The 25,856-nt window shown below is 68.9% G+C and carries 19 protein-coding genes and 1 tRNA gene; 14 read left to right on the forward strand and 6 right to left on the reverse strand.

From position 1 onward, the window contains the following. The first annotated feature begins 2 nt into the window (after positions 1 to 2). The 10 genes from AOZ06_RS06035 to AOZ06_RS06080 all read left to right on the forward strand — a co-directional run bounded on the left by AOZ06_RS06035 (position 3) and on the right by AOZ06_RS06080 (position 7,656). Positions 3 to 698 carry a uracil-DNA glycosylase gene (locus tag AOZ06_RS06035; protein WP_054288517.1) on the forward strand — a complete coding sequence of 232 codons (696 nt, stop codon included), beginning with the start codon at positions 3 to 5 and terminating at the stop codon, positions 696 to 698. 81 nt (positions 699 to 779) lie between these two features. Continuing rightward, complete coding sequence (locus AOZ06_RS06040) at positions 780 to 1,421, forward strand: DUF4129 domain-containing protein (RefSeq protein WP_054288518.1); 642 nt, start codon at positions 780 to 782, stop codon at positions 1,419 to 1,421. Then, entirely contained in the window at positions 1,418 to 1,876 is a 459-nt protein-coding gene (locus AOZ06_RS06045; protein WP_054288519.1) for a hypothetical protein, read from the forward strand. Before AOZ06_RS06040 ends, AOZ06_RS06045 begins: the two co-directional genes overlap by 4 nt. Then, the gene (locus AOZ06_RS06050) at positions 1,873 to 2,853 is read left to right on the forward strand and encodes an AAA family ATPase (RefSeq protein WP_054288520.1); all 981 of its coding nucleotides are present in this window, start codon (positions 1,873 to 1,875) and stop codon (positions 2,851 to 2,853) included. The genes AOZ06_RS06045 and AOZ06_RS06050 overlap by 4 nt, the downstream gene beginning before the upstream one ends. Then, entirely contained in the window at positions 2,850 to 4,190 is a 1,341-nt protein-coding gene (locus AOZ06_RS06055; RefSeq protein ID WP_236952100.1) for a DUF58 domain-containing protein, read from the forward strand. The genes AOZ06_RS06050 and AOZ06_RS06055 overlap by 4 nt, the downstream gene beginning before the upstream one ends. Then, a complete protein-coding gene (locus AOZ06_RS06060) occupies positions 4,187 to 4,690 on the forward strand; it encodes a hypothetical protein (RefSeq protein WP_054288521.1) in 504 nt (167 codons plus the stop codon). The genes AOZ06_RS06055 and AOZ06_RS06060 overlap by 4 nt, the downstream gene beginning before the upstream one ends. 82 nt (positions 4,691 to 4,772) lie before the next feature. Next, positions 4,773 to 6,101 carry an NAD(P)/FAD-dependent oxidoreductase gene (locus tag AOZ06_RS06065; protein WP_054288522.1) on the forward strand — a complete coding sequence of 443 codons (1,329 nt, stop codon included), beginning with the start codon at positions 4,773 to 4,775 and terminating at the stop codon, positions 6,099 to 6,101. An 81-nt stretch (positions 6,102 to 6,182) separates the two neighbouring features. Continuing rightward, a tRNA-Leu gene (locus tag AOZ06_RS06070) sits at positions 6,183 to 6,256 on the forward strand. 250 nt (positions 6,257 to 6,506) lie between these two features. Next, the gene (locus AOZ06_RS06075) at positions 6,507 to 6,905 is read left to right on the forward strand and encodes an ankyrin repeat domain-containing protein (protein WP_054288523.1); all 399 of its coding nucleotides are present in this window, start codon (positions 6,507 to 6,509) and stop codon (positions 6,903 to 6,905) included. A 37-nt stretch (positions 6,906 to 6,942) separates the two neighbouring features. After that, positions 6,943 to 7,656, forward strand: a complete 714-nt coding sequence (locus tag AOZ06_RS06080; RefSeq protein WP_054288524.1) for a zf-HC2 domain-containing protein — start codon at positions 6,943 to 6,945, stop codon at positions 7,654 to 7,656. Between the two features lie 6 nt (positions 7,657 to 7,662). Here AOZ06_RS06080 and AOZ06_RS06085 read toward each other — a convergent pair whose 3' ends face one another. The 4 genes from AOZ06_RS06085 to AOZ06_RS57625 form a co-directional block, all read right to left on the reverse strand. Then, positions 7,663 to 10,026 carry an HAD-IC family P-type ATPase gene (locus AOZ06_RS06085; RefSeq protein ID WP_054288525.1) on the reverse strand — a complete coding sequence of 788 codons (2,364 nt, stop codon included), beginning with the start codon at positions 10,024 to 10,026 and terminating at the stop codon, positions 7,663 to 7,665. Between the two features lie 154 nt (positions 10,027 to 10,180). Continuing rightward, on the reverse strand, positions 10,181 to 13,660 hold the full coding sequence (locus AOZ06_RS06090) for a S8 family serine peptidase (protein ID WP_054288526.1): 3,480 nt from the start codon (positions 13,658 to 13,660) through the stop codon (positions 10,181 to 10,183). Positions 13,661 to 13,780: 120 nt separating this feature from the next. Beyond that, a complete protein-coding gene (locus tag AOZ06_RS06095) occupies positions 13,781 to 17,395 on the reverse strand; it encodes a S8 family serine peptidase (protein ID WP_054288527.1) in 3,615 nt (1,204 codons plus the stop codon). A gap of 80 nt (positions 17,396 to 17,475) precedes the next feature. Continuing rightward, a complete protein-coding gene (locus AOZ06_RS57625) occupies positions 17,476 to 17,877 on the reverse strand; it encodes a hypothetical protein (RefSeq protein WP_054288528.1) in 402 nt (133 codons plus the stop codon). A 19-nt stretch (positions 17,878 to 17,896) separates the two neighbouring features. Here AOZ06_RS57625 and AOZ06_RS06105 point away from each other — a divergent pair, with 19 nt between their 5' ends. The 4 genes from AOZ06_RS06105 (at position 17,897) to bioB (ending at position 22,431) form a co-directional block, all read left to right on the forward strand. Next, positions 17,897 to 18,646 carry a MerR family transcriptional regulator gene (locus AOZ06_RS06105; protein ID WP_054288529.1) on the forward strand — a complete coding sequence of 250 codons (750 nt, stop codon included), beginning with the start codon at positions 17,897 to 17,899 and terminating at the stop codon, positions 18,644 to 18,646. A 149-nt stretch (positions 18,647 to 18,795) separates the two neighbouring features. Beyond that, positions 18,796 to 20,481, forward strand: a complete 1,686-nt coding sequence (locus AOZ06_RS06110) for an SDR family oxidoreductase (protein ID WP_054296444.1) — start codon at positions 18,796 to 18,798, stop codon at positions 20,479 to 20,481. Then, positions 20,478 to 21,296: an alpha/beta fold hydrolase gene (locus tag AOZ06_RS06115; RefSeq protein ID WP_054288530.1), complete on the forward strand. Its 819-nt coding sequence runs from the start codon at positions 20,478 to 20,480 to the stop codon at positions 21,294 to 21,296. The genes AOZ06_RS06110 and AOZ06_RS06115 overlap by 4 nt, the downstream gene beginning before the upstream one ends. Positions 21,297 to 21,369: 73 nt before the next feature. Then, positions 21,370 to 22,431, forward strand: a complete 1,062-nt coding sequence (gene bioB / locus AOZ06_RS06120) for a biotin synthase BioB (RefSeq protein WP_054288531.1) — start codon at positions 21,370 to 21,372, stop codon at positions 22,429 to 22,431. A gap of 548 nt (positions 22,432 to 22,979) precedes the next feature. On the opposite strand, the gene AOZ06_RS06125 is transcribed toward bioB, so the two are convergent. Together AOZ06_RS06125 and AOZ06_RS06130 are read right to left on the reverse strand one after the other, a co-directional pair. Next, the gene (locus tag AOZ06_RS06125; RefSeq protein ID WP_054288532.1) at positions 22,980 to 23,810 is read right to left on the reverse strand and encodes a coiled-coil domain-containing protein; all 831 of its coding nucleotides are present in this window, start codon (positions 23,808 to 23,810) and stop codon (positions 22,980 to 22,982) included. A 28-nt stretch (positions 23,811 to 23,838) separates the two neighbouring features. Next, positions 23,839 to 25,827, reverse strand: a complete 1,989-nt coding sequence (locus tag AOZ06_RS06130; RefSeq protein WP_054288533.1) for an SDR family oxidoreductase — start codon at positions 25,825 to 25,827, stop codon at positions 23,839 to 23,841. Positions 25,828 to 25,856: the final 29 nt, after the last annotated feature.

The following is a 25,856-nucleotide window of genomic DNA, read 5'->3' on the forward strand; positions in this document are numbered from 1 at the left end:
CCGTGAGCCTCACCGATCTTGACCACGCGGTGACCGAGTGCCGCGCCTGCCCGCGACTGGTGGGCTGGCGTGAGCAGGTGGCGCGGGAGAAGCGGGCGGCGTTCCGCGACCAGACCTACTGGGGCAGAGCGGTGCCGGGCTTCGGTCCGGCGGACGCCCGGATGGCGATCGTCGGCCTGGCCCCAGCGGCGCACGGCGCGAACAGGACAGGCCGGATGTTCACGGGCGACCGCTCCGGCGACTTCCTCTACGCGGCCCTGCACGCCGTCGGCCTCGCCTCCCAGCCGACTTCGACGAGCATCGACGACGGCCTCACCCTGCACGGCGTTCGCATCACCGCACCCGTGAAATGCGCGCCACCGGAGAACAAGCCGACCCCCGCCGAACGCGACACCTGCCGCCCGTGGCTGGTCGACGAGTTCGCGCTGCTGCGCCCGACACTGCGCAGCGTCGTCGTGCTCGGCGCGTTCGGCTGGCAGGCGCTGATGCCCGCACTGGTGAACTGGAAAATGCCCGTGCCGCGGCCGAAATTCGCCCACGGCGCCACCGTCACGTTGCCCGCCACCGACGACGGCCCGGACCTCGTCCTCATCGGCTGCTACCACGTCAGCCAGCAGAACACGTTCACCGGCAAACTCACCCCGGCGATGCTGGAGGAGATCCTCACGAAGGCGAAGCAAGCCGCCCGCACCCCGTAGCCCTGTGCCGCCCACCCCGGTTCCCGGTGCGTGTACGCGGGACACAAGGTGCCTGAATGCAAAGTTTGGGATGCTCTCGGGATGAAAGTCCGATTGCCGGTGTTGCTCGCGGTCGCGGCCTTCCTGCTGCTGGCCGTGGTGGCAGCGCGGGGGAGTTCGGGTATCCCGACCGGTGTCGTCGAGCCGGGGGCGGGTTCCGGGTCGGCGGCCAGCGGTGGTGCTCCGCCTGAAGCGCCACCCGTCTCGTCCGACGTGTTCGGTTACGGCGCCGGCGTGGTGATCGTCCTGGTGTTCGTCGTCGCGTTCTTCGGACTGGCCATCTTGCTGGTCGCGCTGAGCGGGATCAGGGCACGCCGCCACAAGCGGGCGCGGCAACGGGGGATCGTCGCCGACGAGGTGGTCGACGGCGCCGAGCCCTGGCTCGCGCGGGCAGGCAAACGGGCCCTGCTGGAACTGGACAGCAAGGTCGGCGGGCCGCCGTCGGACGCGGTCATCGCCGCCTGGGTCCAGTTGGAGCGGTCCGCGGCGGAGACCGGCGTCGAACGGCAACCGCACCAGACGCCGACCGAGTTCACCGCTGCCGTCCTGGCCGCGCAGAACGCCGACGCGGAAGCGCTGGCGACGCTGCGCAAGCTGTACCACCGGGCCAGGTTCGGGCGGCCGGGTGGCGTCACCGACGACGACGCCGTGCTGGCGCGGCGAGCACTGGAACAGATCGCATGAGGCCGCTGCCCGCCATTCTCGCCGCGGTCGCCGCCGGGGTGCTCACGACTGTGCTGACGAGCTGGCTGATGGTGATGCCGTTGTTCTGGGCGATCGTCGTGGCGATCCCGGTCGCCGCGGTCACGGCGATGGCCACGATGGTCGCCGGCGTGGCGGCGCCGATGTGGTCGGCACTGCCCGCACCGGCGGAATCCCTGACGACACACCAGGTGAGCTCGCTGTCGGCCCGTCTCGAAGAAGCCGCGAAGGACCCGAGCCGGTTCCGCAACCGGGTCCAGCCGCGACTGCGCAGACTCGCCGCCGACACGTTGCGGCACAGGGGGGTCAGCCTCACCGACGAACACGCCCGGCACGTGCTCGGCGACGAGCTGCACGCATTGATCACCGATCGGGACGCGCGGCTGCCGTCCCCGCGACGGCTGGCCGAACTGCTCGGCCGACTGGAGGAGAAGTGACCACATCGGACGTCCACGAGGGACTCGCCGTGGCCGCGATCGCGGCCGAGTGCCAGTCGGTGCTCGACACCGTCGGCACCGTGGTCGTCGGCAGGCAGCGCACCGCCCGGCTGGCGCTCGCAGCCGTGCTGGCAGGCGGGCACGTGCTGCTGGAAGACGTGCCGGGACTGGGCAAGACGCTGCTCGCCCGCACGCTCGCGCAGGCACTCGGCCTGGATTTCCGGCGGCTGCAGTGCACACCGGACCTGCTGCCCGCCGACGTGACCGGCTCGTACCTCTACGACCCGACCGAGCGCGAGTTCAGCTTCCGCCCCGGTCCCGTGTTCACCGGCCTGCTGCTGGCCGACGAGATCAACCGCACACCACCGAAAACCCAGTCCGCGTTGCTCGAAGCCATGCAGGAACGGCAAGTCACGGTCGAAGGCCACACGCACCCGTTGCAGCGCCCGTTCCACGTCCTGGCGACCGCCAACCCCGTCGAGTACGAAGGCACGTACCCGTTGCCCGAGGCCCAGTTGGACCGGTTCCTGCTGCGCCTGGACGTCGGCTACCCGCCCGCTGACGAAGAGGCCGAGGTGTTGCGGCGCAGGCTGGCCCGCCGCAAGGAGGAAGCCGAGGTCACGCCGGTCGTCGACGCCGAACGGCTGCGCGCCCTCCAGGCGGGCGTCGAACGGGTCGAAGTCGACCCGGGCGTGCTGGGCTACTGCGTCGACCTGGCGTCGGCGACCCGGCGGCACACAGCGGTCGAGATCGGTGCTTCCCCACGCGGTTCGCAGGCGTTGCTGCTGGTCTCCCGGTGTCTCGCGGTCCTGGACGGCCGGGAGTTCGTGCTGCCGGAGGACGTCAAGGAGTGCGCGGTCGCCGCGCTGGCGCACCGGCTGACGCTGCGCGCCGAGACCTGGAGCACGGGCACGACGGCCGTCCAAGTGGTCACCGAACTGCTCGGCACAGTGCCCGGCCCGGCGAGCACGAGGTGAGCAGCCGCGTTCTGCGCTGGATGCGGACGCAGCGGGACACCGCACGTTGGCGCAACACCGACGCGATGTACCGCGCGGTGGTCGTCGGTGTCGGCCTGATCGTCGCCGGTGTTCTCGTGCATCAGCTCACGCTCGTGCTGTTCGGTGCGCCGCTGCTGATCAGCGCGTTGCTCGTGGTGACACGCCCTCAGCCAGGCGCGCCGGATGTCCGACAACCGCGGTTGCCCCGCGCGTTGGAGCAGTCCCAGTTGGCCGAGGCCGTCTTCGAGATCGACACGGACCCGGGCGTCGAGCTGACAGCGCTACGGGCGCCCCACGGCAGGACCAGGGGCGCGGGACCCGTGCACCTGATCCCGGGGACGGTCAGGGAGGTCCGCACGACCCTCGGGCACGGCGGGTGGGGCGAAGGTGTGGACCTGCGCCTCGACCGGCTCTTCGCCGGACCGGACGCGCTCCGCGTATTCGGCCCGATAGCGGGTACCGAAGGACGCAGGACGATCCTGCCCCCTGTCCGGCTGCTGCCTGCCGGTCCGCTGCCGCCACGACCGTCCGGCCTGGTCGGGGTGCACCGGTCACCACGGCCCGGCGACAGCACGGAGTTGCGGGACATCCGCGTGTTCCAGCCTGGCGACCGGCTGCGCCGCGTCGACTGGCGGGTGTCGCTGCGCGCGTCGGCGGCCACCGGTGGCGTGATGTCGCCGAGCATGCTGCACGTTCGTGAGCGGCACGCGGACGCCGACGCGTCGCTCGTGCTCGCGATCGACACCCGCGTGGACGTCGCCAGCGAGCTGGCGGACTGGTCGGCACCCGTGGCAGGCAGTGGCGTCCGTCCAGGCGGCTCGCTCGACACGGCCGTGCTCGCCGCGTGCTCACTGGCCGCCGGCTACCTGCGGCAAGGTGACCGCGTGGGGCTGGTCGACCTCGGCAGGCCGCAGCTGAGCCTCGCGCCCGGATCGGGGCAACGGCAGCTGTTGAAGCTGCGGCACCAACTGGTGGTCTGCGCCCGGTCGGCCGGATGGGCGCCGAAGCCCGTACTCCGGCCGCGGCAGGCCCCCGCCGGGTCGTTGGTGATGGTGCTCTCACCTTTCATCGACGACGCCATGGTCGAGCTCACCGCGACCGTCGCCCGGCGTGGAACCCGTGTGCTGGCAATGGATCTGCTGCCGGACCCGCTCGTGGCCGCCGCACGGGACCCGTGGGGCGACGCGGTGCTGAAAGTGCTGCGGGCCGAGCACGCGGTGCGGTTGGAAACGTTGCGGGAACACGGGATCCCGGTACTGCGGTGGGGCGATGAGGCGTCGGCCGCACTGCGTCTGCTGGCGAGGGGGCGGCGATGAATCTCACGGCAGGGCTGCCCGCGTGGACCTTGCGCGGCGTGGTGTTGTGTGCAGCGGCGCTGATCCTGATCTTACTGGCGGCACAAGGAGTCGGCGCGTTCCCACTGGGGATCGTCGCACTGCTCGGCGTGTTGTCCGTCACGGCGCCGGGCACGCCGGCGCCCGCGTTCCTGATCGTCGCCACGGCCGTCGCGGTGGCTGTGGTCAGCGACGATGCCTTCGACATCCGCGTTCTCGCACTGGTTCCGCTCGTCCACCTGGTCCACATCGGATGCGCGCTCGCCGCTGTGATCCCCGGCACTGCGCGCGTCCACCTCAGCGCGCTGCGCCCGGCGGCTGCCCGGTTCGCGCTGGTCCAGCTGGTGGTCGCCGGCCTCGCCGGTGTCGCCGCGCTGGTGCCCGAAACCGTTACACCAGCGGCAATGGAAGTCGCCGCACTGCTCGGCACCGCGGCGCTCGCGGTCATCGCGACGAGGTTGATCATGAAGCGTCCACAGTGAACCGATCAACCCCTCCGCGACCGGCGTCACACCTGACCAGGGGTGACGCGCGGGGCCGCGTGGATGGTGCGACCATAGAGCCATGGCCAAGGGCAAGAAACAGCCGAAGCGGATCCTCATCGTCGGCGGTGGGTATGTCGGGCTGTACACCGCATTGGGCCTGCAGAAGAAACTGCGGTCGCTCGAAGCGTCGGTGACAGTGGTCGACCCACAACCACACATGACCTACCAGCCGTTCCTCCCGGAGGCGGCAGCCGGATCCATCGAGCCGCGGCACGTGGTCGTGCCGCTGCGCAATGTGCTTCGCCGCTGCCACGTCCTGACCGGTCGCGTGACCAAGATCGACCACGCGACCAAGACGGCCACCGTCGAATCGCTCGACGGGCACACCGAGCTGGTCGAGTACGACCTGCTGATCAGCGCGCTCGGGTCCGTGTCGCGCCTGCTGCCGATCCCCGGCCTCGAGGAGCGCGGCATCGGGTTCAAGACCGTCGGCGAGGCGATCTACCTCCGCAACCACGTGCTCTCGCGGCTCGACCAGGCCGCGACGACCGCCGACCCGGAGCTGCGCCGCAAGATGCTGAGCTTCGTGGTCATCGGCGGCGGGTACGCGGGCGTCGAGGCGCTCGCCGAGCTCGAGGACATGGCCCGGTACGCGATCAGGTACTACGAGGGCATCAGCGCGAAGGACATGCGCTGGGTGCTCGTCGAGGCCTCCAACCGGATCATGCCCGAGGTGAGCGCCAAGATGGGCGTCTACACCGTCAAGGTGCTCGAGAAGCGCGGCATCCAGGTCTTCCTCGACACCAGGGCCAAGTCCCTGGAGAACGGGCACGTCGTGCTCGACGACGGCACCGAGTTCGACGCGGACACGATCATCTGGACCGCGGGCGTCAAGGCCAACCCGATGCTCGCCAACACCGACCTGCCGCTCGACCAGCGCGGCCGCGTCCGGTGCACGGCCGAGCTGCAGATCGAGGGCCTCGCGGACGCGTGGGCCGCCGGTGACAACGCCGCCGTGCCGGACCTGTCGCGTACGACCGAGGACCCGACGGCCACCTGCAGCCCCTCGGCGCAGCACGCCGTCCGCCAGGCCAAGCGGCTGGTTCCCAACGTGCTCGCCGCGCTGCGTGGCAAGAAGCAGAAGCCCTACGTGCACAAGTACCAGGGCTCTGTGGCGTCGCTGGGCCTGTACAAGGGTGTGACGGACGTGCTCGGCGTGATCCGGCTGAAGGGTTTCCTCGCGTGGGGGCTGCACAGGGCCTACCACCTGTCGAGGATGCCCACCTTCAACCGGAAAGTCCGGATCATGTTCGACTGGCTCGGCGCATTCGTCTTCCGGCGCGAGGTCATCTCGATGGGACAGATCCAGGACCCGAAGACTGAATTCACCCGCGCGGCCAAGAGCTGACCGGACCAATTGAATAGGCCAGCCGGATGAGTTCGAGCAAAGTGGCTCCAAAGGGAGCGCTGGAGCGTTTAGGCTTCACGCGCCCCCGTAGCCCAACAGGCAGAGGCAAGCCCCTTAAAAGGGTTGGAGTGCCGGTTCGAATCCGGTCGGGGGCACGCTGACCGGGTAGTTCATGTCCATGAATCGCTATGGACGTGGGCTACCCGTTCTCATGTCCGGGCCGACTCGCATTCACGCCAGGCGATCAACCGAAAACGCTCCGTATTGATATCACTTACGGCGGTCAATCGGCGACTGGTCGTATTCGCCGGGTACAAAACATTTCCAAAACGTTATGGACGGATAGAGTGGCCCGATGATCGGACGGACGGGCCAGGTCGCCGGGTCTGTGCGACCCTTGCAGACGTGTCAGACGACGAGCTGAGCCCCGAGGCGATCGAACTGGCCGGGCGTGCGTTCGCCGCCGCCCGATCCGGCGCCGCGGCAGACCTGACGGCCCTGATCAAGGCGGGTGTCCCGGTGGACGTCCGCAACGAAGCAGGCGACACCCTGATCATGCTCGCGGCGTACCACGGCCACGCGCCGGCGGTGTCCGCGCTGGTCGAACTGGGTGCGAACGCCAACATCGCGAACGACAAAGGCCAGACCCCGCTCGCGGGAGCGGTCTTCAAGGCCCAGGACGAGGTCGTCCAGGCCTTGCTGGACGGCGGAGCGGACCCTTTCACGGGCACGCCGTCGGCGGTGGACACCGCACGGATGTTCGGCCGCCTGGAGTTGCTGGCGCTGTTCGAGCGCAAGGGCTGATGGGAACTACTCGGGCACAACGAGCGACTATGTAGACATGGACTGTGGGACGTGCACGGAGGCCCTGTCCGCCCGGCTGGACGGCGAGCAAGAGCCGGTACCGGCAGCCGAGGTGGACGCGCACCTGGAGACGTGCGCGGCCTGCCAGAGCTGGTACGACGCGGCGTTCGCGCTCAACCGCCGCGTGCGGGTGCGTGAGCTCGTGGCGACGCCGGACCTGGTCGACGCGGTGCTCGAGGAAACCCGGCCCCGCCGCCGTCCGCTGGCCCGGATGGCGCTGGCGGGCGTGGGACTGATCCAGTTGCTGCTGGCAGTGGCCCAGCTGTTCGGATCGGACGCGCACTCGTCGCACGGTGTGACGCTGACACCGCACCTGATCAGCGAAGGCGCGGCGTGGAACCTGGCGCTCGGCCTCGCGATGCTCGCAGCCGCCTGGCAAACCAAACGGGCCAGTGGCTTGCTGCCCGCGGTTGGTGTGTTCGTCGCGGCGCTGGTCGTGTTCTCGGTCGTCGACCTGGCAACGGTGGGTGTTCCCGCGTCCCGGCTGTTGTCGCACGTGCCGCTGCTCGCCGGAGTCGCGTTGTTGTACATCGTGCAACGCGACCACAAGCGCGGTGGCGCCCCAACACCAACGGCTCGTGGAGAGGACGAGACAGCGCCGCCGGCCACGGCGACGCCGGATGACGACCGCCGCGCGGGACCTAGCCGTCCTTGGCTACGCCCCGCCAGTCACGATCGCCGCGCCGCCTAGCCGCAGTCAGTCCGTCTCCGCAGGTGCGTTCAGCTTCCGCTGGATCCACCACACGATCTCGACGAGGACCACACCGATCGCCGCGATGCCGACGGCCTGCGTGGTGAAGCCGGTGTTGCTGGGGTCGAGCAGGAAGAACTCCTGGGCGAACGGCAGCACGAACAGCAGGAACGACGCCACCGACATCAAGGCGATCAGGCCGATCTTCCACCACTTGTACGGCCGCGCCACGATCGCCAGCACCCACAGGGCCACGATCATCAAGGTGATCAACGCCGTCGTGCCCGCCTGCTCGTCGGTGGCCTTGGTGCGCACGAGCATGTACGACACGAATGTCGCGGTCGCGATGATCGCGCCCGCGGGGATGGCCATTCGCATCACTCTCGCGACGAAACCGGTGCGGGCGCGTTCGTTGTTGGGGGCCAACGACAGCACGAACGCGGGCAGGCCGATGGTGAACCATGCGATCACGGTCACGTGCCGCGGCAGGAACGGGTAGTTGACCTGCGCGATCCCGACCATCAGGGCGAGGATCACCGAGTACACCGTCTTGGTCAGGAACAGGTTCGAGACGCGTTCGATGTTGCCGATCACCCGGCGGCCCTCGCCGACCACGTGCGGCAGGGTGGCGAACTTGTTGTCCAGCAGGACGATCTGGGCGACCGCGCGGGTCGCCGGGCTGCCCGAACCCATGGCCACGCCGATGTCGGCGTCCTTGAGCGCCAGCACGTCGTTCACGCCGTCACCGGTCATGGCGACTGTGTGCTTGCGGGACTGCAACGCGCCGACCATCGACCGTTTCTGGGCAGGCGTGACACGGCCGAAGACCGCGCGCTCCTCCAGGACGCCCGCGAGTTGTTCCTTGTCCTCGGGGAGGTTGCGGGCGTCGAGCGGGTCCTCGGAGTTGGGCAGGCCCAGCGAGGACGCGACCGCGCCGACCGACAGCGCGTTGTCGCCGGAAATGACTTTCACGGTCACGTTCTGCGAGGCGAAGTAGTCGAGGGTGTCCTTGGCGTCCGGCCGGACCTTCTGCTCCAGCACGACAAGCGCGGCGGGACGGACCGTGCCGGGCGCGTCGCCCGAGTCGAGGGAAAGGTCGCTCTTGCCGAGCAGCAGCACACGCAGGCCTTGCGAGCCGATCCGCTCGGCTTCGGCGCGGGCCGCGTCCCCCGAGGGCAGCAGCACGTCCGGCGCACCGAGGACCCAGTTGCCGTGGTCGGCGAAGCTCGCGCCACTCCACTTGCGGGCGGACGAGAACGGCGCGACGGTCGTGGCGTGCCAGCCCGGGTCGTCCGGGAACGCCTCCAGGATCGCCTGCAAGCTGGCGTTGGGCCGTGCTTCGGTGCGTGCCAGCGCGGCCAGCGCGAGGTTCACGGAGTCGTCACCGTTCTCGTTGCGCACCTCGGCGAGCCGCATGCCGTTCTCGGTGAGCGTGCCGGTCTTGTCCGCGCACACGACGTCGACACGGGCGAGGCCCTCGATCGCGGGCAGTTCCTGCACGAGGCACTGGCGCTGGCCGAGGCGGACCACCCCGACGGCGAACGCGATGCTCGTCATCAGGATGAGCCCTTCCGGCACCATCGGCACGAGCGCCGCGACCATGCCGCGCAAAGCGTCGGCGAGCGGCTTGTTCACGTTGAACAGCTGGTTGTAGATCGTCAGCGCACCCGCGGGGATCAGCAGGTACGTGATGAACTTCAGGATCTTGTCGATACCGGACCGCAGCTCGGACTTGACCAGCGTGAACTTGCTGGCCTCCTCGGCCAGCTTGGCCGCGTACGCGTCCGCGCCGACCTTGGTCGCCCGGTAGGCGCCGCCGCCCGCGACCACGAAACTGCCGGACAGCACCTGGTCGCCGTGGTGTTTCACGACCGGGTCGGACTCGCCGGTGAGCAGCGACTCGTCGATCTCCAGCGCGTCGGCCGCCAGCACGAGGCCGTCGACCACGATCTTGTCGCCGGGGCCGAGTTCGATCACGTCGTCGAGCACGATCTCGTTCGGCGGGATCTCGGTGGCCGCCCCGTCGCGCCGGACCGTCGGCCGGGCCTGGCCGACGATGGCCAGTTTCTCCAGCGTGCGTTTGGCCCGCAGCTCCTGGATCATGCCGATCCCGCTGTTGAAGATGATCAACAGGCCGAACATGCCGTCGAGGAAGTACCCGGTGGACATGATGATCGCGAACAGCACCCCGTAGATCGCGTTGATCCGGGTGAGGACGTTCGCACGCACGATCTGCCCGACCGTGCGGCTCGCCCGCGCGGGCACGTCGTTGGTCTTGCCGGCCGCGACCCGCTCGGCGACCTCGGCGGAGCTCAACCCGCCGTCGACGGTGCCGAGGGCCGTGTCCCCGGCCGTGTTGTCAATCGACATGGGTCCGACAGTAGGCCCATCCGAGGTCGGCGCGCGTCATCCCAGGGTGGGACCAACCCGAAGTGGGACAGATCGGTCCTGCCTGGACGGTCGGTTCACCCGGCACCGGGCTGGATCCCCCGGCGCGGGAGGGTCGCTCCCGCGCCGGGGCTGCCTACTTCACCCGGTATGCCCGGATGATCGTCTGTGACACGGTGTTGCCGTCCGGGTAGGACGCCTGGCCACGCAGTGAAACGAACCCGTCGGACGGATTCCACACCACTGCCCACCACTGGTCGTGCGCCCGCACCAGCGGCGCCTTGCGCCACGTCGTGCCGTCGTCGGTGGAGAAGTCGACCGAGCCGACCACGCCGCCCTTGCCCGGTCGGACCGGGATGGCCGCGTACGTCCCGGCTCTGGCGGCGTTGTGGTTGTCCACCTTCGGGTCGAAGGTGATCGACGGCAGCGGTCCGGCACTGGCCGAACCGAACTCCCAGTCCGCCGTGACCTTTGTGGACGCCAACCACGCCGGGTTGTCGCGGGTCGCCTCCGTGCTGAGCCGGTACCTGGCCTGCCCGGCGCCCAAGGTGAACTCGCCGAAGCCCGGCTCGCCGCTGCGGCCGATCTCCTTGCCATCGGCGTACAACACGGTGTCGCCGCGGTCGGCGAACGTCGGCCCGGCGTGCTGCGCGGCGTCGGTGAACAGCGGGAGTTCCGCGGTGAGCGTGGCGTTCGTGCGGGTCAGCTTCGCCTGGCCGGGGCCGAGTACGGCCTTGTACCAGTCCGATGTGGATACCGGCCCGCGCCGGTGGACCTTCCGCTCACCGAGGTTGAGGTACCGCCGGTCGATGTACGACACCTGCTGCCAGGCGACCGTGTCCGGCGTGTAGTACTCGGTCCGGCTGGTCGGCAACGGGATCGGTGCGCCGCCGGCACCGGCCAGCGGGAAGTCGTTGGCGAACGGGTCGGCGAACACGTCCGCCTCCCGCCCGGCCGCGCGGTAGTTGGCGCGGACCTCGGCCAGGTCCTTGGTCTTGGCCTGGTGGGTCAGGTTGGCCGGAATGGCGCCGAGGCTGGGGTAGCTGAGTTCGTAGTGGTACGGGCTCACGGCGATCCCCGCGATCTGCACGGTCGCCGTGCCCAGCTTCGCCAGCCGCGGGCCCTGGTCGTCCAACGGGTACAGCGTCGGTAGCGGGGGAGGCTCGGGCAGCGCGGCTCCGTTGCTGTCGGTGAAGTAGAAGAACGCGGCGGCGGCACCCGCACTGCGCAGCGCCTTCAACCGCGGGATGAACTCCAGCTCCTCGCCCACCGCGATGGTGAACACCGCGACCTTGCCGCGGACGTCCCGCTGCGCCAGATCCTCCGGCCGCGCCCTGACGACATCCACAGTGGACAGCTCGCGGTTGCCGGTGATCTTCGGCGAACCGGGCACCCAGTCGACCGACGGCTCGAACTGTTCCGGCTTCGTGACTGTCAACCGGACCAGCGGCTGTTCGAACGACGCGCTGTCGAAGTACATGAAGTGGTCGTACTCGCCGGCCGTCGGCACCGCGTACAGGTCGTCGCCACCCCCGACACCGCCTGCGACGGCCTCGCCGACCTTGACCAACTGGCCGGACGCGCTGCCGTACCGGCCAGCGTCCGCCCGGTCGATCGAGGTGCTGACCCGCACGCCGGGACGTGCGTCCAGTTCGACTGTCGTGTCGGCCTTGACCCTGATCTCGGGCTTGCTGACCTGGGTCACCGAGAACCCGGACGGCAGCGGGGTGAGCACGTGGGAGATCACCGCGTAGCGACCCGCGGGCACCCGGGCCGTGTCGCCGGGCGACAGCGGGAAGAACGTGATGTCGGGATTGTCGAGGCTCTGCACCATGACGACCCCGGAGCCGTTCACGCCGCCGTCGCGGTCGATGGAGCGCGCTGTGAAGTCGTAGCTCTCCGGCTCCTTGGTCGCGCCGACCGCGGTACGGACCTCGGTCGACCCGCTCTTGGCCACCACGAGGCCGCCGTACGACGCGGGCGTCGCCTGCGGGCCGTCGAACGAGACCGTCACTGTGGCCTCGCCACCGGCGGGCACGGTCACCTCAGCGACGCTGAGCTTGAACGCCGTGTCGGTCACCGACAACGCGAGCGTGACCGGCGCCGCGCCGAAGTTCCTGTACGTCAACGGCTTGCTGAGCACGGTCCCCGGCTGCGGCCACTTGATGTAGCCGAGGCTCAGGCTGCCGGTGGTCGCGGTCACGCTCTGACCGACCGCACGCGCCACGTCCAGCCGCCCCACACCTTGCTGGTAGATGGTGGCGTTCGCGACCGGATGCGCACTGCCCATCAGCGCGGTCTTGATCTGCTGGCCGGTCCAGTCCGGGTGTTGTGCGGCCACGATCGCGGCGGCACCGGCGACGTGCGGCGTTGCCATCGAGGTTCCGCTGATCTTGGCGTGGAACTCGTCCACAGCGACGTTGCCCAGCGTTCCCTTGGCGCGGGCGGCGACGATGCTCTCACCCGGCGCGGCGATGTCCGGCTTGACCGCGTAGTCCTTGTACCTCGGACCCGGCGACGAGAACGGACTGAGCTTGTCCTGCTTGTTGACGCTGCCCACGGCCAGAGCGGCGTCCGCGGCAGCGGGGCTCGAGACCTTCGCGCCGGAGTTGTTGCCCGCGGCGATCACGAACAGCGTGCCCTTCTCGGCGGAGATCCGGTTCACGGCCGTCTCCATCGGGTCCGTGCCGTCGCTCTGCCCGCCGCCGAGGCTCATGTTGACGACCTTGGCGCCGTTGTCCGCGGCCCACTGCATACCGTCGAGAATGGCGTCGAACGGGCAGCCGAACGAGCCGCAGACCTTGCCGATCAGCAGGTTCGCGCCCTTGGCCACGCCGGTGTACTTGCCGCCGGACGCCGTGCCGCGACCGGCGGCCGTCGACGCGACGTGCGTGCCGTGGCCGATCGTGTCCTGGATGCCGTCGCCGGTGAAGTCCTTCTCGCCCTTGACGATCCCGGCCAGGTCGGGGTGGCCCTTGTCGTACCCGGTGTCCAGCACGGCGATCGTCGCGCCCGCACCGGTGTGCCCGGCCTGCCACGCGGCCGGCGCGCCGACCTGCGGGACGCTTTGGTCCAGCGTGGGGAATGCCTTGCCGTTGAGCCAGATCTTGTGGTTCTTCGCGGTATCGAAGACCTTCGCCGCGTCGCGTTTGGGCGTCATCAGCGCGGTCATCCCCGCGGCGGGCAGGTCACGCGTGACCCTGCCGAGCGCGGCGACACCGCTGCGCGCCTGGTCGGAACGGGATTCGACGAGCAGCGGGATGTCCGGCGTGCGCGCGTCGTCGTAGCCCAGTTCGATCAGCTTGGTCACGTCGAACAGCGCGCGGTCCAGCTGACCCGATCGGACCAGCGGCGCGACGGACATCGGGATGACTGTGACCCCGCTGGGCCCGGCGTGCCGCAGAAAGCCTTGCTGTGCGCCGAATCGAACGGCGGGCTGGACCCGCACGTCCCAACTCGGGCCCCGTCTCGTGACGGTCACCTTGTCGCCGGTGACGAGTGTGACTGTCGTGGATTTGTCCTGTGCGGCAGCCGTTCGCGGTTCAGCGGTCGCTGGTGCGACCGCCAATCCGCTGACGAGCACGGCAAAGATCGCCGCGTGTGTGAGCACGCGCATGTGAAAGATCTCCCCTCGAGGTCAGTCGCCCCCAGCCATCGACCCGTCACCCACGGTACCGGGTTGATCATGGTGCGTCACCCCCGAGGGGAGACCTTTTCCGGTCAGTTCCGCTTCACGTTATTTGACGCGATAAGCGCGGACCACAGTCTGGCTGACCGTGTTCCCCGCCTTGTCCGAAGCGCTGGCGCGCAACGACACGAATCCGCTCGCGGGATTGTGTACCAACGCCCACCACCGGTCGCCGACCCGGACAACCGGTGCGCCACGCCAGGTCTTGCCGTCGTCGAGCGACGTCTCGACCGTGCGCAGCGAAGTGGCGCCACCCGGGGCACCCGGCTGCCGGTCGACCCGCACGGGGATCGCGAGCACGCCGTTGGCCCGTGCGTGGTTGGTGATGTCCACCTTCGGGTCGAAGCCGACCGCCAGCAACGGCAGCGGGACGGACTTGTCCGTGTGCCCGGACTTGAACGTCCACTCCGCACCGACCTTCGTGGACACCGGCCAGAGCGGGCTGGTCCTGGTCACATCCGAGGTGAGCCGGTAGTCCGCCGCCTGGGCCGGGACCTTGAAGGTACCGTCGCCGGGTTGCCCGCTGCGGCCGATCTCCTTGCCGTCGGCGTAGAGCACCGTGTCGCCCTTGTCGGCGAAGCTGTACTCCTCCGGCCGGGGGAATCCGGAGTGCCGTGCCGCGTCGGACAGCAACGGCAGCACCGCGGTGATCTGGTCCGCCTCACGGAAAGCCAAGTGCGGCAGTCCCGTGTACAGCTCCTGCGACACCGACAGGCCCGGACCGACCACCGACTTGTTCCACTCGGCCGTGAGTCGCTCGCCCGCGCGGTACGTCCTCTCCCCGGTGATGTAGCCGTGCTCGTGCCCGCCGTCCAGACTCGGCGCGGCGCGGAACGAGTTCTGCCACGTGACCGGGGAGTAGTACACGGTCCGCTGCAACGGCACCGGAACGACTGTCGACCACAGGCCCGAGCCCATGTCCAGATCCCCGGACCGGGTGAGGAAGTCGATGTACGCGATACCGCCGTCGATCATGCTGTGGTACTTCGTGTCGACCGACGCCAGGTCCTTGTGCTGCGGACGGTAGGCGAGGTCACCGGGGATGCTGCCGTGGTGCGGGAACGCGAGCTCGTAACGGTACGGGCTCGCGGCCTGGCCGGTCAGCTTCACTGTGGCGTTCCCGAGTTCGGCCAGCCGTGCGCCGGACGGGTCGAGCGTGTACGCCACCGGGACCGGCGGTTTCTCGTCGACGAGGACGGACCCCGAGTCGGAGAAGTAGAACAGCACCGCGGCCACGCCTGCGTCACCGAGCGCCTTGACCCTGGCGTCGTACGCCGCTTCCTCACCGGCTCCCAACGTGAACACCGCGAGTTTGCCCTTGAGTTCACGTGCCGCGATCTCCTCGGGCGTGGCGTGCCCGGCGTCGACGGCGGTGAGGTCCTTGTCTCCGACGAAGGTCGGCGACTTCGGTGCCCAGTCGACCGGGATCTCGAAGGATTCCGGCTTGGACGCGGTCAGCTTGACCGGCGGTCGCTCCAGCTGAACCCGGTTGTAGTACTCCAGGTGGTTGTGGTTGCCCTTCGTGGGAACCGCGTAGGACTCGTCGTCCAGGCCGGTCAGGAAGCCGACATTGCCGCCGCCGGGGCCGCCGGTGGCCGCGACGGCTGTGACACCGGCCGCCATGCGGGCGTCCTTCTCCTCGACCTGCGTGCTGACCCGGACGCCCGGACGCGCGTCCAGCGTCACGGTGGTGTCCTTGCGGACATCGACTTCCGGCTCGGCCAGCATGGTCGACGACGTGGCCTGCTTGCCCGCGATCGGCGTCTTGACGCCGCCGAACAAGGCGTACTTGCCCGCGGGCACGCGTACCGGCTGGTTGCTCTGCACCATGCCGTACTCGGGTCCGTCGAGCCGCTTCCAGAGCAGGGTACCGGCGGCGCCAGGCTGCAGTTCGGTGCCGTTGCGGTCGATCAGCTTCGGCGTCAGCATGTAGCTTTCCGCTTCCTTGGACGCGCCGATCGCGGTCTGCACGACGACGTCACCGCTGCGGGCAGTCAGCCTGCCGTTGTGGTCACCGACCGGGCCGGACGGGTCGAACGTGACGTCGACCTTCGCCTCGCCCTGCGCCGGAACGGTGATCTCCTTGACGCCGGTGCCGAACACCCCGGCGTCCTGGAGTTCGAGCGCGAGCGTGACCGGTGCGGTGCCGGAGTTCTTGTACGTCACCGGCTTGGTCACCTTGCCGGTGGGGTATGGCCACTTGACGAAGCCCATGCTCAGACTGCCGGTCGGCGACGAGACGGGCTGGGTGACCGCGCGGCCGACGTCCAGCCGTCCAGCGCCCTGTTGGTAGATGGACGCGGAAACCGGGTGTGCCGTGCTCATCAGCGTGGTCTTGATCTGCTGGCCGGTCCAGTCCGGGTGTTGTGCGGCCACGATCGCGGCGGCACCGGCGACGTGTGGCGTTGCCATCGAGGTTCCGCTGATCTTGGCGTGGAACTCGTCCACAGCGACGTTGCCCAGCGTTCCCTTGGCGCGGGCGGCGACGATGTCCTCGCCCGGCGCGGCGATGTCCGGTTTGACGGCCATGTCGTTGGTCCGCGGGCCGGGGCTGGAGAACGTGCTCGGCTGGTCCTGCTTGTCCACGCTCGCGACGGCCAGAGCGGCGTCGGCCGCGGCGGGCGACGAGACCTTGTAGCGCGGCCCGTAGTTGCCCGCGGCGATCACGAACAGGGTGCCGTGCTCGGCCGAGAGGCGGTTCACCGCGGTCTCGATCGGGTCCGTGCCGTCGCCGGGGCCGCCGCCGAGGCTCATGTTGACGACCTTGGCGCCGCTCTCGGCGGCCCACTGCATGCCTTCCAGGATGGCGTCGAACGGGCAGCCGCCCGTTTCGCAGACCTTGCCGATCAGCAGGTTCGCGCCCTTGGCCACCCCGGTGTACTTGCCGCCGGACGCCGTGCCGCGACCGGCCGCGGTCGCGGCGACGTGCGTGCCGTGGCCGATCGTGTCCTGGATGCCGTCGCCGGTGAAGTCCTTCTCGCCCTTGACGATCCCGGCCAGGTCGGGGTGGCCCTTGTCGTACCCGGTGTCCAGCACGGCGATCGTCGCGCCCGCACCGGTGTGCCCGGCCTGCCACGCGGCCGGCGCCCCGACCTGCGGGACGCTCTTGTCCAGCGTCGGATACGCCTTGCCGTTGAGCCAGATCTTGCGGGTCTTGGCCGTCGCGAACACGTCGGCGGCCCGCTGCTTGGGCGTCGAGACCGCCGTCAACCGCGCCGCGGGCAGGTCACGGGTGACCCTGCCGAGCGTCGCGGCGCTCTGGCGGGCCTGGGCCGAGCCGGCCTCCACCAGCAGCGGGATCTCCGCGGTGCCGGCGTCGTCGTAGCCGAGCTTGATCAGCCCGGTCACGTCGAACAGCGCCTTGTCGAGCTTGCCGTCGGCGACCAGCCGGACGGCGTCCTCGGGAATCACGGTGACACCGTCCGGCCCGACGGCCTTGACGAAACCGGACGGCGCGCCGATCCGTTTCGCGGGCACGATCGTGGCGTCCCAGGTGTCTCCGCGTTTGGCGACTGTCACCTTGTCGCCGGTGATCAGGGTGACCGTCTTGGCGGCCGCGGGCCTCGCGGTCGGGGTGGTTCGCACAGGGTCGGCGGCTGCCGGTGGGCCGGCTGCACCGCTGATCAGAACGGCCAGCGCGGCCGTGTAGATGGTTCCACGCACAGTGGGCTGCCCCTTGTGTGGTCGGAAAATTTCCCCAGCGTTGCCAAAGACGCCTGAGGGACCCCACAAAGTTGGCCCGGCTACGCCGATTTCCTTTGGGCTGGACGGGTGATTGCGCCGACGAGCAGTAACACACAGCCACCGGCGGTGTTCCAGAAACCCTGCTTGAACTGCGATGCCAACGCCTCTACCTGCAGTTGCTGGCCGAGGAACACCGCGAACACGGCCACGGCGACGAAAGCGCCGAGCGCCATCATCCAGCGCCGTCCGATGACCAGCCCGGCGAGGCACAGCACGATCGCCACCGCCAACGGCGGCAACAGCGAGTTGACCATGTCGGTCGTGGTCGCCGTGACGCCGTTCCACAGTTCGTTCAGCGGTATCCGCCTGCCCTGCCGTTCCCGGTACCAGGGCAGGAACGTGCTGTACCCGACCGCCGCGGCACCCGCCACGGTGGCCACTGTCGCGATCACCATCCGCATGAGGACCTAGCATGCCAGCGTGGCGGAGTACCGGATCGACGACCTGGCCAGGGTGAGCGGCACGACCGTGCGCAACATCCGGGTGTACCAGGACCGCGGCCTGCTGCCGCCGCCGATCCGCCGCGGCCGGACCGCGATCTACACCGACGCGCACCTGTCCCGGCTACGGCTCGTGACCAACATGCTCGGCCGCGGCTACGCGTTCGCGCAGATCGCCGAGATGCTGGCGGCGTGGGAGTCCGGCCGCAGCCTCGCTGACGTGCTCGGACTCGAAGAAGCGATGGGCGTACCGTGGTCGTCCGAGCTGCCGGTGCCGATCACGGTCCGTGAACTCCGCCGGATGTTCGGCACCCAGCTCACGCCCGGCAACACGCGCAAGGCGCTGCAACTCGGCCTGCTCCGGCGGCAGGGCGCCGGGCTGGTCGTGCCGAGCCCGCAGCTGCTGGAAGCCGGGTACGAGCTGGTCCGGCTCGGTGTCCCGCTGGACGAGGTGATCGACCTCGCCGGGGTGCTGCAGCAGGAGGTCGACCACGTCGCCGCGCTGATGATCAGCCTGGTGCGGCGGTACGTGCTCGATCCCAAGGGCGACGACTGGCTGCCCCGCGGCGACGAGGTGGGGCACTACGCCGACGTGCTGCGGCGCCTGCCGACCGTCGTGATCTCCGCGGTGACCGCGGCAGTGGCCAGGTCGACCGAGCGCGTCATCCCCGACATGGTCGGCGACCGGCTGGAGGCGTTGCTCAGGTCCGGCGGGCAGACGAGCGATTAGCGCCGCGTCCAGTCGCCGTCGACGGCGTTTCCGGTCCTGTAATCTACTCTCGGTAACCCCATTTGACCTGCGAAAACAATGGTTCGCCATTGCAAGGATGTCAATGAGCGTTGTAACGTTCTCGGCAGTCAGCGAGGACGGGAGTGACCATGCGGACGGTCAAATCTGGCGACGTGTCCCTTGCCGTGTACGAGCAAGGCGACCCGGCGAACCCGACTGTGCTGCTGGTGCACGGCTACCCCGACAACCACGCGATGTGGGACGGCGTCGTCGCCCACCTCGCCTCGCGGTTCCACGTCGTGACCTACGACGTCCGTGGCGCCGGCGCGTCCAGCAAACCCCGCGCGGTCGCCGACTACGAGGTCTCCAAGCTGGCAGCGGACCTGTTCGCGGTCGTCGACGCGGTCAGCCCCGACCGGCCGGTGCACGTTGCCGCCCACGACTGGGGTTCCGTCCAGGCCTGGCACGCGGTCACTGACGACGACCCGCGCATCGCCTCGTACACAACGATTTCCGGGCCGTCACTCGATCACATGGGACAGTGGGTGCGGCGGCGGCTGGCCAAACCGACGCCGCGCAACCTCGTCCAGGTCGCCAAGCAGCAGCTGCACTCCTGGTACATCGTGGCCTTCCACCTGCCCGTGCTGCCGGAACTGGTGTGGCGGCTCGGCGCGACGAAGCTCGTCGCCGCTGTGGAGAAGCTGGACCACGTGCCGTCCACCGAAGACGCGCTGCACGGGATGAAGCTGTACCGGGCGAACATATTCAAGCGCGTGCGCTCGCCGGAGAAGCGCACCACCTCGGTCCCCGTCCAGCTGATCGTGCCGACCGGGGACCGCTACCTCTCGCCCGATGTGTACGCCGACCTGGCGGACTGGGCGCCGAACCTGTGGCGCCGCAAGGTGATCGGCAGGCACTGGGTGGCGTCGGCGAAGCCGGCCGTGATCGCCGAGATGGTCGACGAGTTCGTGTCGCACGTCGAAGGGGCAACGGCGACCCGTGGCCTGCGACGCGCACTCAGCTCCAGCGCCATCGAGCACCGGCTGGTCCTGATCACCGGGGCGGGCAGCGGGATCGGCCGGGAGACCGCGCTCGCGTTCGCACGGCAGGGCGCGGACGTGCTCGTGACGGACATCGACCTGCCGTCGGCCAACGAAACCGCCGCGATGATCGGCCCGGCCGCGACGGCGTACCAGTTGGACGTGACCGACGAGTCGGCGATGCGCCTGCTCGCCGAGAAGATCGAGACCGAACACGGCGTGCCCGACGTCGTGGTGAACAACGCGGGCATCGCGATGGCCGGTCCGTTCCTGGAGATGTCGGCCAAGCAGCTGCAGAAGATCGTGGACGTGAACCTGCTCGGCGTGGCGTACGGGTGCCAGGTGTTCGGCGCGATGATGGTCGAATCCGGTCTGGGCGGGCACATCGTGAACGTCGCGTCGGCCGCCGCGTACACGCCTTCCCGTTCGCTGCCCGCCTACGCCGCCACGAAGGCGGCAGTCCTGTCGTTGTCCGAGTCGCTGCGGGCGGACTTCGCGTCGTCCGGCATCGGCGTCTCGGCGATCTGCCCGGGAATCGTGGACACGCCGATCACGCGTGCGACCACGTTCGTCGGCGTTGACGCGTCCAAACAGGATGCTCTGCGGACCAAGGCCGCCAAGGCCTACCGGCGGCGCAACTTCCCGCCGTCCAAGGTCGCGACGGCGATCGTCGACGCGGTGAGGAACAACACCGCTGTAGTTCCGGTGGCCGTCGAAGCCAAAGTGGGACTCCAGCTTTCACGGTTCGCGCCGGGAATCATGCGGCGCCTCGCACGGATCAGGATGGACAAGTGAACATCTCGTTGGAACGGCGCGGTTCAGGCAGTCCACTTGTGCTGTTGCACGGCATCGGACACCGCTGGCAGGCATGGGAACCGGTGCTCGACCGGCTGGCCGAAGCACACGACGTGATCGCGGTGGATCTCCCCGGCTTCGGAAATTCGCCGTCGCTGCCGCATCCGTATAGCGTCGAGGCGGCCCTTGAGGCTACAGTGGACAGCCTGAAGTCCATGGGCATCACCAGGCCACACATGGCGGGCAACTCGCTCGGCGGCATGCTGGCACTGGAACTGGCGTCCGCGGGGCACGCCAGTTCGGTGACAGCACTGTCGCCGGCGGGATTCTGGCGAACGGCTCGCGGACGTGCGTGGGCGCTGCGTGTGCTCAGCATGATCCGCACAACCGGTCGGCTGTCCCCGCGTGCGCAGCGAACGGTCATGTCGATCACGCCGTTCAGGCTGGCCAGCGGAAGCCTGTTGTTCGGCCACCCGTCGAGGGTGCCGCTCGAAGCGATGCTGGGCGACCTGGCGGCGATGGCAGCGGCTCCGGGCTTCGACGCCGTGGCACAGGCAGGAAGGGACTACTTCTACGCCAGTCCCGCGCCGCAGGTGCCGGTGACGATCGCGTGGGGAACGCGGGACCGGATCCTGTGGCCGGTGCAGGCAAAGCGGGCAGCCGAACTGCTGCCCGCGGCCCTGCAGGTGACCCTGCCCGAGTGCGGGCACGTCCCGATGCACGACGAGCCCGAACTCGTCGCGCGGACGATCCTCGAAACGTGCGCACGAGCGGAAGCCGCTGCGCCGAGCGGACAAGAAGCCAAACCCGCATAAGCCAACACCCAGCGGACGATCTTGTAGGGTTCCTGCATTGTCGGCAGCGGCCTCGCCCGGCGAGGCTGCTGCCATGACAACGCTTCTGGACGACCTGGTCAGCAAGGCACTCCGACGCGAGCGACCCACGCGTTCGGAAGCGCTCGCCGTGCTCGGCGGAGCGGAGGAACTGCTGGACGTGGTGGCCGCGGGCGCGAAGGTGCGCAGGGAGTTCTTCGGCAAACGGGTCAAGCTGAACACCATCATCAACATGAAAAGCGGCCTCTGCCCCGAAGATTGTTCATATTGCTCGCAGCGACTGGGCTCGGCGACGGAGATCCTGAAGTACTCGTGGATCACCCCGGAAGCAGCGGCGGACACAGCGGACGCGGCGGTGCGGGCGGGAGCGAAGCGCGTCTGCCTCGTGGCAAGCGGTCGGGGGCCGGGAAACCGGGACATCACCCGCATCGAAACCACGATCGAAGCGATCAAAAAAGACAACCCGCACGTGGAAGTCTGCGTGTGCCTTGGCCTGCTGAGCGACGGCCAAGCGGAGCGACTGGCGAAAGCAGGCGCACACGCCTACAGCCACAACCTGAACACCAGCGAAGAACGCTACGCGGACATCTGCACGACACACACATTCGCAGACCGCGTGGACACCTTGAAACAAGCGGGCGCAGCGGGCCTGTCCCCGTGCTCCGGAGCCATCTTCGGCATGGGCGAATCCGACTCGGACATCGTCGATCTGGCTGTGGCGCTGCGGGAACTGGACCCGGACTCGGTGCCGGTGAACTTCCTCATCCCGTTCGAAGGGACACCACTCGGGCAGCGATGGGAGCTCACGCCTGAGCGGTGCCTGCGGATCCTCGCTCTGTTCAGGTTCTACTTCCCCGACGTGGAAGTACGACTGGCTGGTGGCCGGGAGATCCATTTGCGGGGCATGCAACCACTGGCGCTGCACCTGGCGAACTCGATCTTCCTGGGCGACTACCTGACCAGTGAAGGACAACCAGGCGAGGACGACCGCCAGATGATCGCCGATGCCGGGTTTGTCGTCGAGGGTGTTGAGGAGCAGACACTGCCTGGTGCTCGCCATGATCTCGTTGCTGTTCGTCGCCGGGGCGCTGGGACTGGCTTGCCTTCCAATACTTGATCTTGCTTTGGTTTCTGTCTTCTTTTTTGCACGGAACAAGCTTTCCCTCGCCGGGGGCGACCTCTGGGCAGGAGCACCCCCGAAGTCCCCTTCTGCGCTGGTGTGCTTGCTGCTCGGGCTGGTTCGCGCGCTCGCGGCTCTGGTTGGTCTGCTTGCGTGCTCGCCCCTGTGGTCTGGTTCTTGGTGCCTGTACGCAGGCTGCGGTGAGGGCTGGTTGTCGCTCGCACCAGGCGGACAACCTCCGCGCTTGCGCGCGAGCCGCCGTGGGCTGGTCTCTGCGCTTGTGCGTTAGCGCGCACGACCTGCGCGTGTCAGCCGCGAGCCCCGCGTTGCGCGCGAGTGACCCCGATAGGCGTTGCTCGGTCTGTCCCTGCGCGCCTTCGAAGCCACCCTCTTGCATGCCCGCAAGCCACCGCGCGCTTGGTGTGGCTCTGACAGGTGGGCGTCTCCTGTCTGCTCGCAAGCCAGTGTCGCGCAAGCCGGGGCGGGGCGACCTCTTCGCTTGCGCGTGGCTGGTTGTGCGTTGCGTTCTGGGCTGGCCTGTCCGGTTATTGCTGTTTGCCCGAGATGATGTCGGCTTCGGTATCCAGGGGCTCCAGGAGTGTTGAGCTTTGGGTCAGCAGCTGGCTTGTTTCCCTCAGGCGCTCCGACACCCGCTGCCTCAGGCTTGCCAGCTGGTCTATCTTCTGCTGGGCTTCCGTCGTCCTGCGGTTGGCTTCTGCTGTCGCGTCCGACACCAGCTTTTCCGCTTCTCGCTGGCTGGTGATCCTTCTTTCCGCTATCTCCTGGTCCAGCGCTGCCCGGCGGGCCGCCATCGCCGACTCGAATTCCTGTTCCACCTGGCGGTGCTGGGCGTCTGCCTGCTCGCCGAACTTGCTTCGGCGGTCCTCCGCGTCCGTGGACATCCTGTTCAGGTCCGCGCGTGCCTGCTCCAACGCTGCCTTGTGCTCTGTCTGCAGCTGGGTTTGCTGGGCTTCCAGGTCCGCGAGCAGGAACTCGTATCTGCTGCGCAACGCCGCTGATGCCTGCTGTGCCGTCGCGAATGTCTTGTCCGCCGCTGCTTGGGCCCGTGCGGTGATCTCCAGCGCTTCCGCCTTCGTCACCTCGAGCATCACGCGCAGCTGCTTGTGGACTTCGTCGACCGTCTTGATCGGCTGCGTGGAGCCGGTCACCTGTTGGCTCAGCTGGTTGAGCTCCGCGCGCATCGCGTCGATCTGCCTGGTCTGCTCCGCTGCCTGTGCGCGGGCGTTGTCGCGGTCCGCGGTCAGCCTGCGGAGGTTGGACTCCAGGTTGGCGATGTGCTGTTGTACTTGCGCGCGGTCGAATCCGTGGCGGACCACGTCGAAACCGAGCGGTATTGGGGCGTCGGCGGGGGCCATGCGGCGAGGTTACCCGTCGTGTCCAGGTCTACCAGTGGAACCCTCTGGTCAGTCGCACCAGCGCCGCCGCCGCTGCCGACAGCTTTCGTTCACCCTTGCCGAACTTGACCCGCCCCGCCCCGCCCGCCGCCGCCGAGTCGGGAAACACCCGGTAGCCCTGGTACGCGATGGCGTCGACCAGGCCGGGAGCCAGCGCGTACGCGGTCTGGATCATCAGCCCCGTCGGGGTGCCGATGTGCTTCGGGCGGTCACGCAATGCTTCCATCACCATGTCCGCCGCCTGATCGGGTGATTTCGCGGGGAAGGCGTCGTAGAGCTTCGTTGGTCGGATCATCGGGGTACGCACCAAAGGCATATGCACGGTCGTGAACGTGACACCCGCGCCGTGTGTCTCGGTCGCGGCGATCTTGCTGAAGTAGTCCAGCGCCGCCTTGGACGCCACGTACGCCGAGAACCTCGGCGCGATTCCCTGTACGCCGATCGACGACACGTTCACGATGTGCCCGAACCGCCGTTCGGTCATGTGCGGCAGCAGCGCCAGGATCAGCCGGACCGCCCCGAAGTAGTTGATCGCCATCGCGCGCTCGTAGTCGTGGAAACGGTCGTGCGACAGCCTGATCGAGCGCCTGATCGACCGCCCGGCGTTGTTCACGAGCATGTCCACGCCCGGCTGCTGTTCGAGCATCAGCGCCACCGTCTTGGTCACCGACTCGTTGTCGGTGAGGTCGCACGGATACGCGTACGCCTGGCCGCCCGCGGCGACGATCTCCGCCCGCAGTTCGGCCAGTTCGGACGCGCGCCTGGCCAGCAGCAGCGGAATCCCGCCAGCCGCCGCGACCTTCAACGCGGTCGCCCGGCCGATGCCCGACGACGCGCCCGTGATCACGATCCGCCTGCCGTCCAGTTCGCCGCCGCGCCCGCCGCGTCGCGCCCGGAACGGGTCGAGGTGTTCCCGCCAGTAGCGCCACAGCACGTCCACATACGAATCCAGCTCCGGCACCCCGAAACCGGGCAGCTCCGCGCGGGTGGCCGCCGACGTGAAGACCGAGGGGAACGTCAACGCGGACAGCACAGCGGGCGGGATGCCCAGCCGGTCGAGCACCGCGTCCCTGGCCAGCGTGAACCCGGGCACGTATTCGCTGAGCTTCGCCAACCCGACCAGAGGTTTGCTCAGGCGTTCGCCGAGTTCGAAGGTGACCGTCGGCGCCCCCGCTGCCCGGGCGAGCGTGTTGTACACGGACTTCGCCGACTGCGGCGACGGGTTGACCAGGTGGAACGTCCGCCCGTCCAGTCCGGGCGCGGCAACGAGGTACGCCAACGCGTCGGCCACGTAGTCGACCGGGACGATGTTGGTGTCACCGATGTCCGGCGCGACAACGGGCACGCTCGGCAGCCCGGCGAGCCGGGACAACGCGGGAAAGAAGTAGTACGGCCCGTCGACCTTGTCCGTTTCGCCGGTCCGCGAATGCCCCACGACGACCGCGGGCCGGTACACGCGCCACGGCACGGCCTTCTGCTCGCGCACGAGCCGTTCGGACTCGAACTTCGTCCGGTGGTACGGCGTGATCAGGCGTTGCCCGACGTCGAACATGTCCTCGGTGAACTCGCCCACGTGGTCACCGGCGACCGCGACCGAGGAGACGTGGTGCAGGCACCCGGCCTCGATGTCCTCGGCCAGGTCGATCACGTGCTGGGTGCCGCCGACGTTGGCGCTGGTGCTTTCCTCGTCGTCAGCTGCCATGTCGTAGAGGGCAGCGAGGTGCACGACGTTGTCCACGCGCCCGCGCAGCGTGGTCAGCTCACGCTCGGAAACACCGAGTCCGGGCTGGGAGATGTCACCGACGAGCAACGTCACCCGGTCGGGCGTCGGCCACGACCGGACCAGTTTCGCCAGTCTGTCCTGCGACGAGGCCCGCACCACCAGCCAGATCCGCTCGACGTCGGCTGTTTCCAGCAGGCGGTGCGTGAAGTGCCTGCCGATCAGCCCGGTCGCACCCGTCACCAGATAGGTCGCCATGACCGGTGATTCTGCCTCCTGTGCGGCTG

The organism is Kibdelosporangium phytohabitans (assembly GCF_001302585.1).
GTDB classification, from domain to species: Bacteria; Actinomycetota; Actinomycetes; order Mycobacteriales; family Pseudonocardiaceae; genus Kibdelosporangium; species Kibdelosporangium phytohabitans.

Coding starts and splice junctions, on each gene's coding strand:
- AOZ06_RS06040 (WP_054288518.1), top strand. CDS start 780: ATGAAAGTCCGATTGCCGGTGTTGCTCGCGGTCGCGGCCTTCCTGCTG.
- AOZ06_RS06045 (WP_054288519.1), top strand. CDS start 1,418: ATGAGGCCGCTGCCCGCCATTCTCGCCGCGGTCGCCGCCGGGGTGCTC.
- AOZ06_RS06060 (WP_054288521.1), top strand. CDS start 4,187: ATGAATCTCACGGCAGGGCTGCCCGCGTGGACCTTGCGCGGCGTGGTG.
- AOZ06_RS06065 (WP_054288522.1), top strand. CDS start 4,773: ATGGCCAAGGGCAAGAAACAGCCGAAGCGGATCCTCATCGTCGGCGGT.
- AOZ06_RS06080 (WP_054288524.1), top strand. CDS start 6,943: ATGGACTGTGGGACGTGCACGGAGGCCCTGTCCGCCCGGCTGGACGGC.
- AOZ06_RS06085 (WP_054288525.1), bottom strand. CDS start 10,026: ATGTCGATTGACAACACGGCCGGGGACACGGCCCTCGGCACCGTCGAC.
- AOZ06_RS06090 (WP_054288526.1), bottom strand. CDS start 13,660: ATGCGCGTGCTCACACACGCGGCGATCTTTGCCGTGCTCGTCAGCGGA.
- AOZ06_RS57625 (WP_054288528.1), bottom strand. CDS start 17,877: ATGCGGATGGTGATCGCGACAGTGGCCACCGTGGCGGGTGCCGCGGCG.
- AOZ06_RS06110 (WP_054296444.1), top strand. CDS start 18,796: ATGCGGACGGTCAAATCTGGCGACGTGTCCCTTGCCGTGTACGAGCAA.
- bioB (WP_054288531.1), top strand. CDS start 21,370: ATGACAACGCTTCTGGACGACCTGGTCAGCAAGGCACTCCGACGCGAG.
- AOZ06_RS06125 (WP_054288532.1), bottom strand. CDS start 23,810: ATGGCCCCCGCCGACGCCCCAATACCGCTCGGTTTCGACGTGGTCCGC.
- AOZ06_RS06130 (WP_054288533.1), bottom strand. CDS start 25,827: ATGGCGACCTATCTGGTGACGGGTGCGACCGGGCTGATCGGCAGGCAC.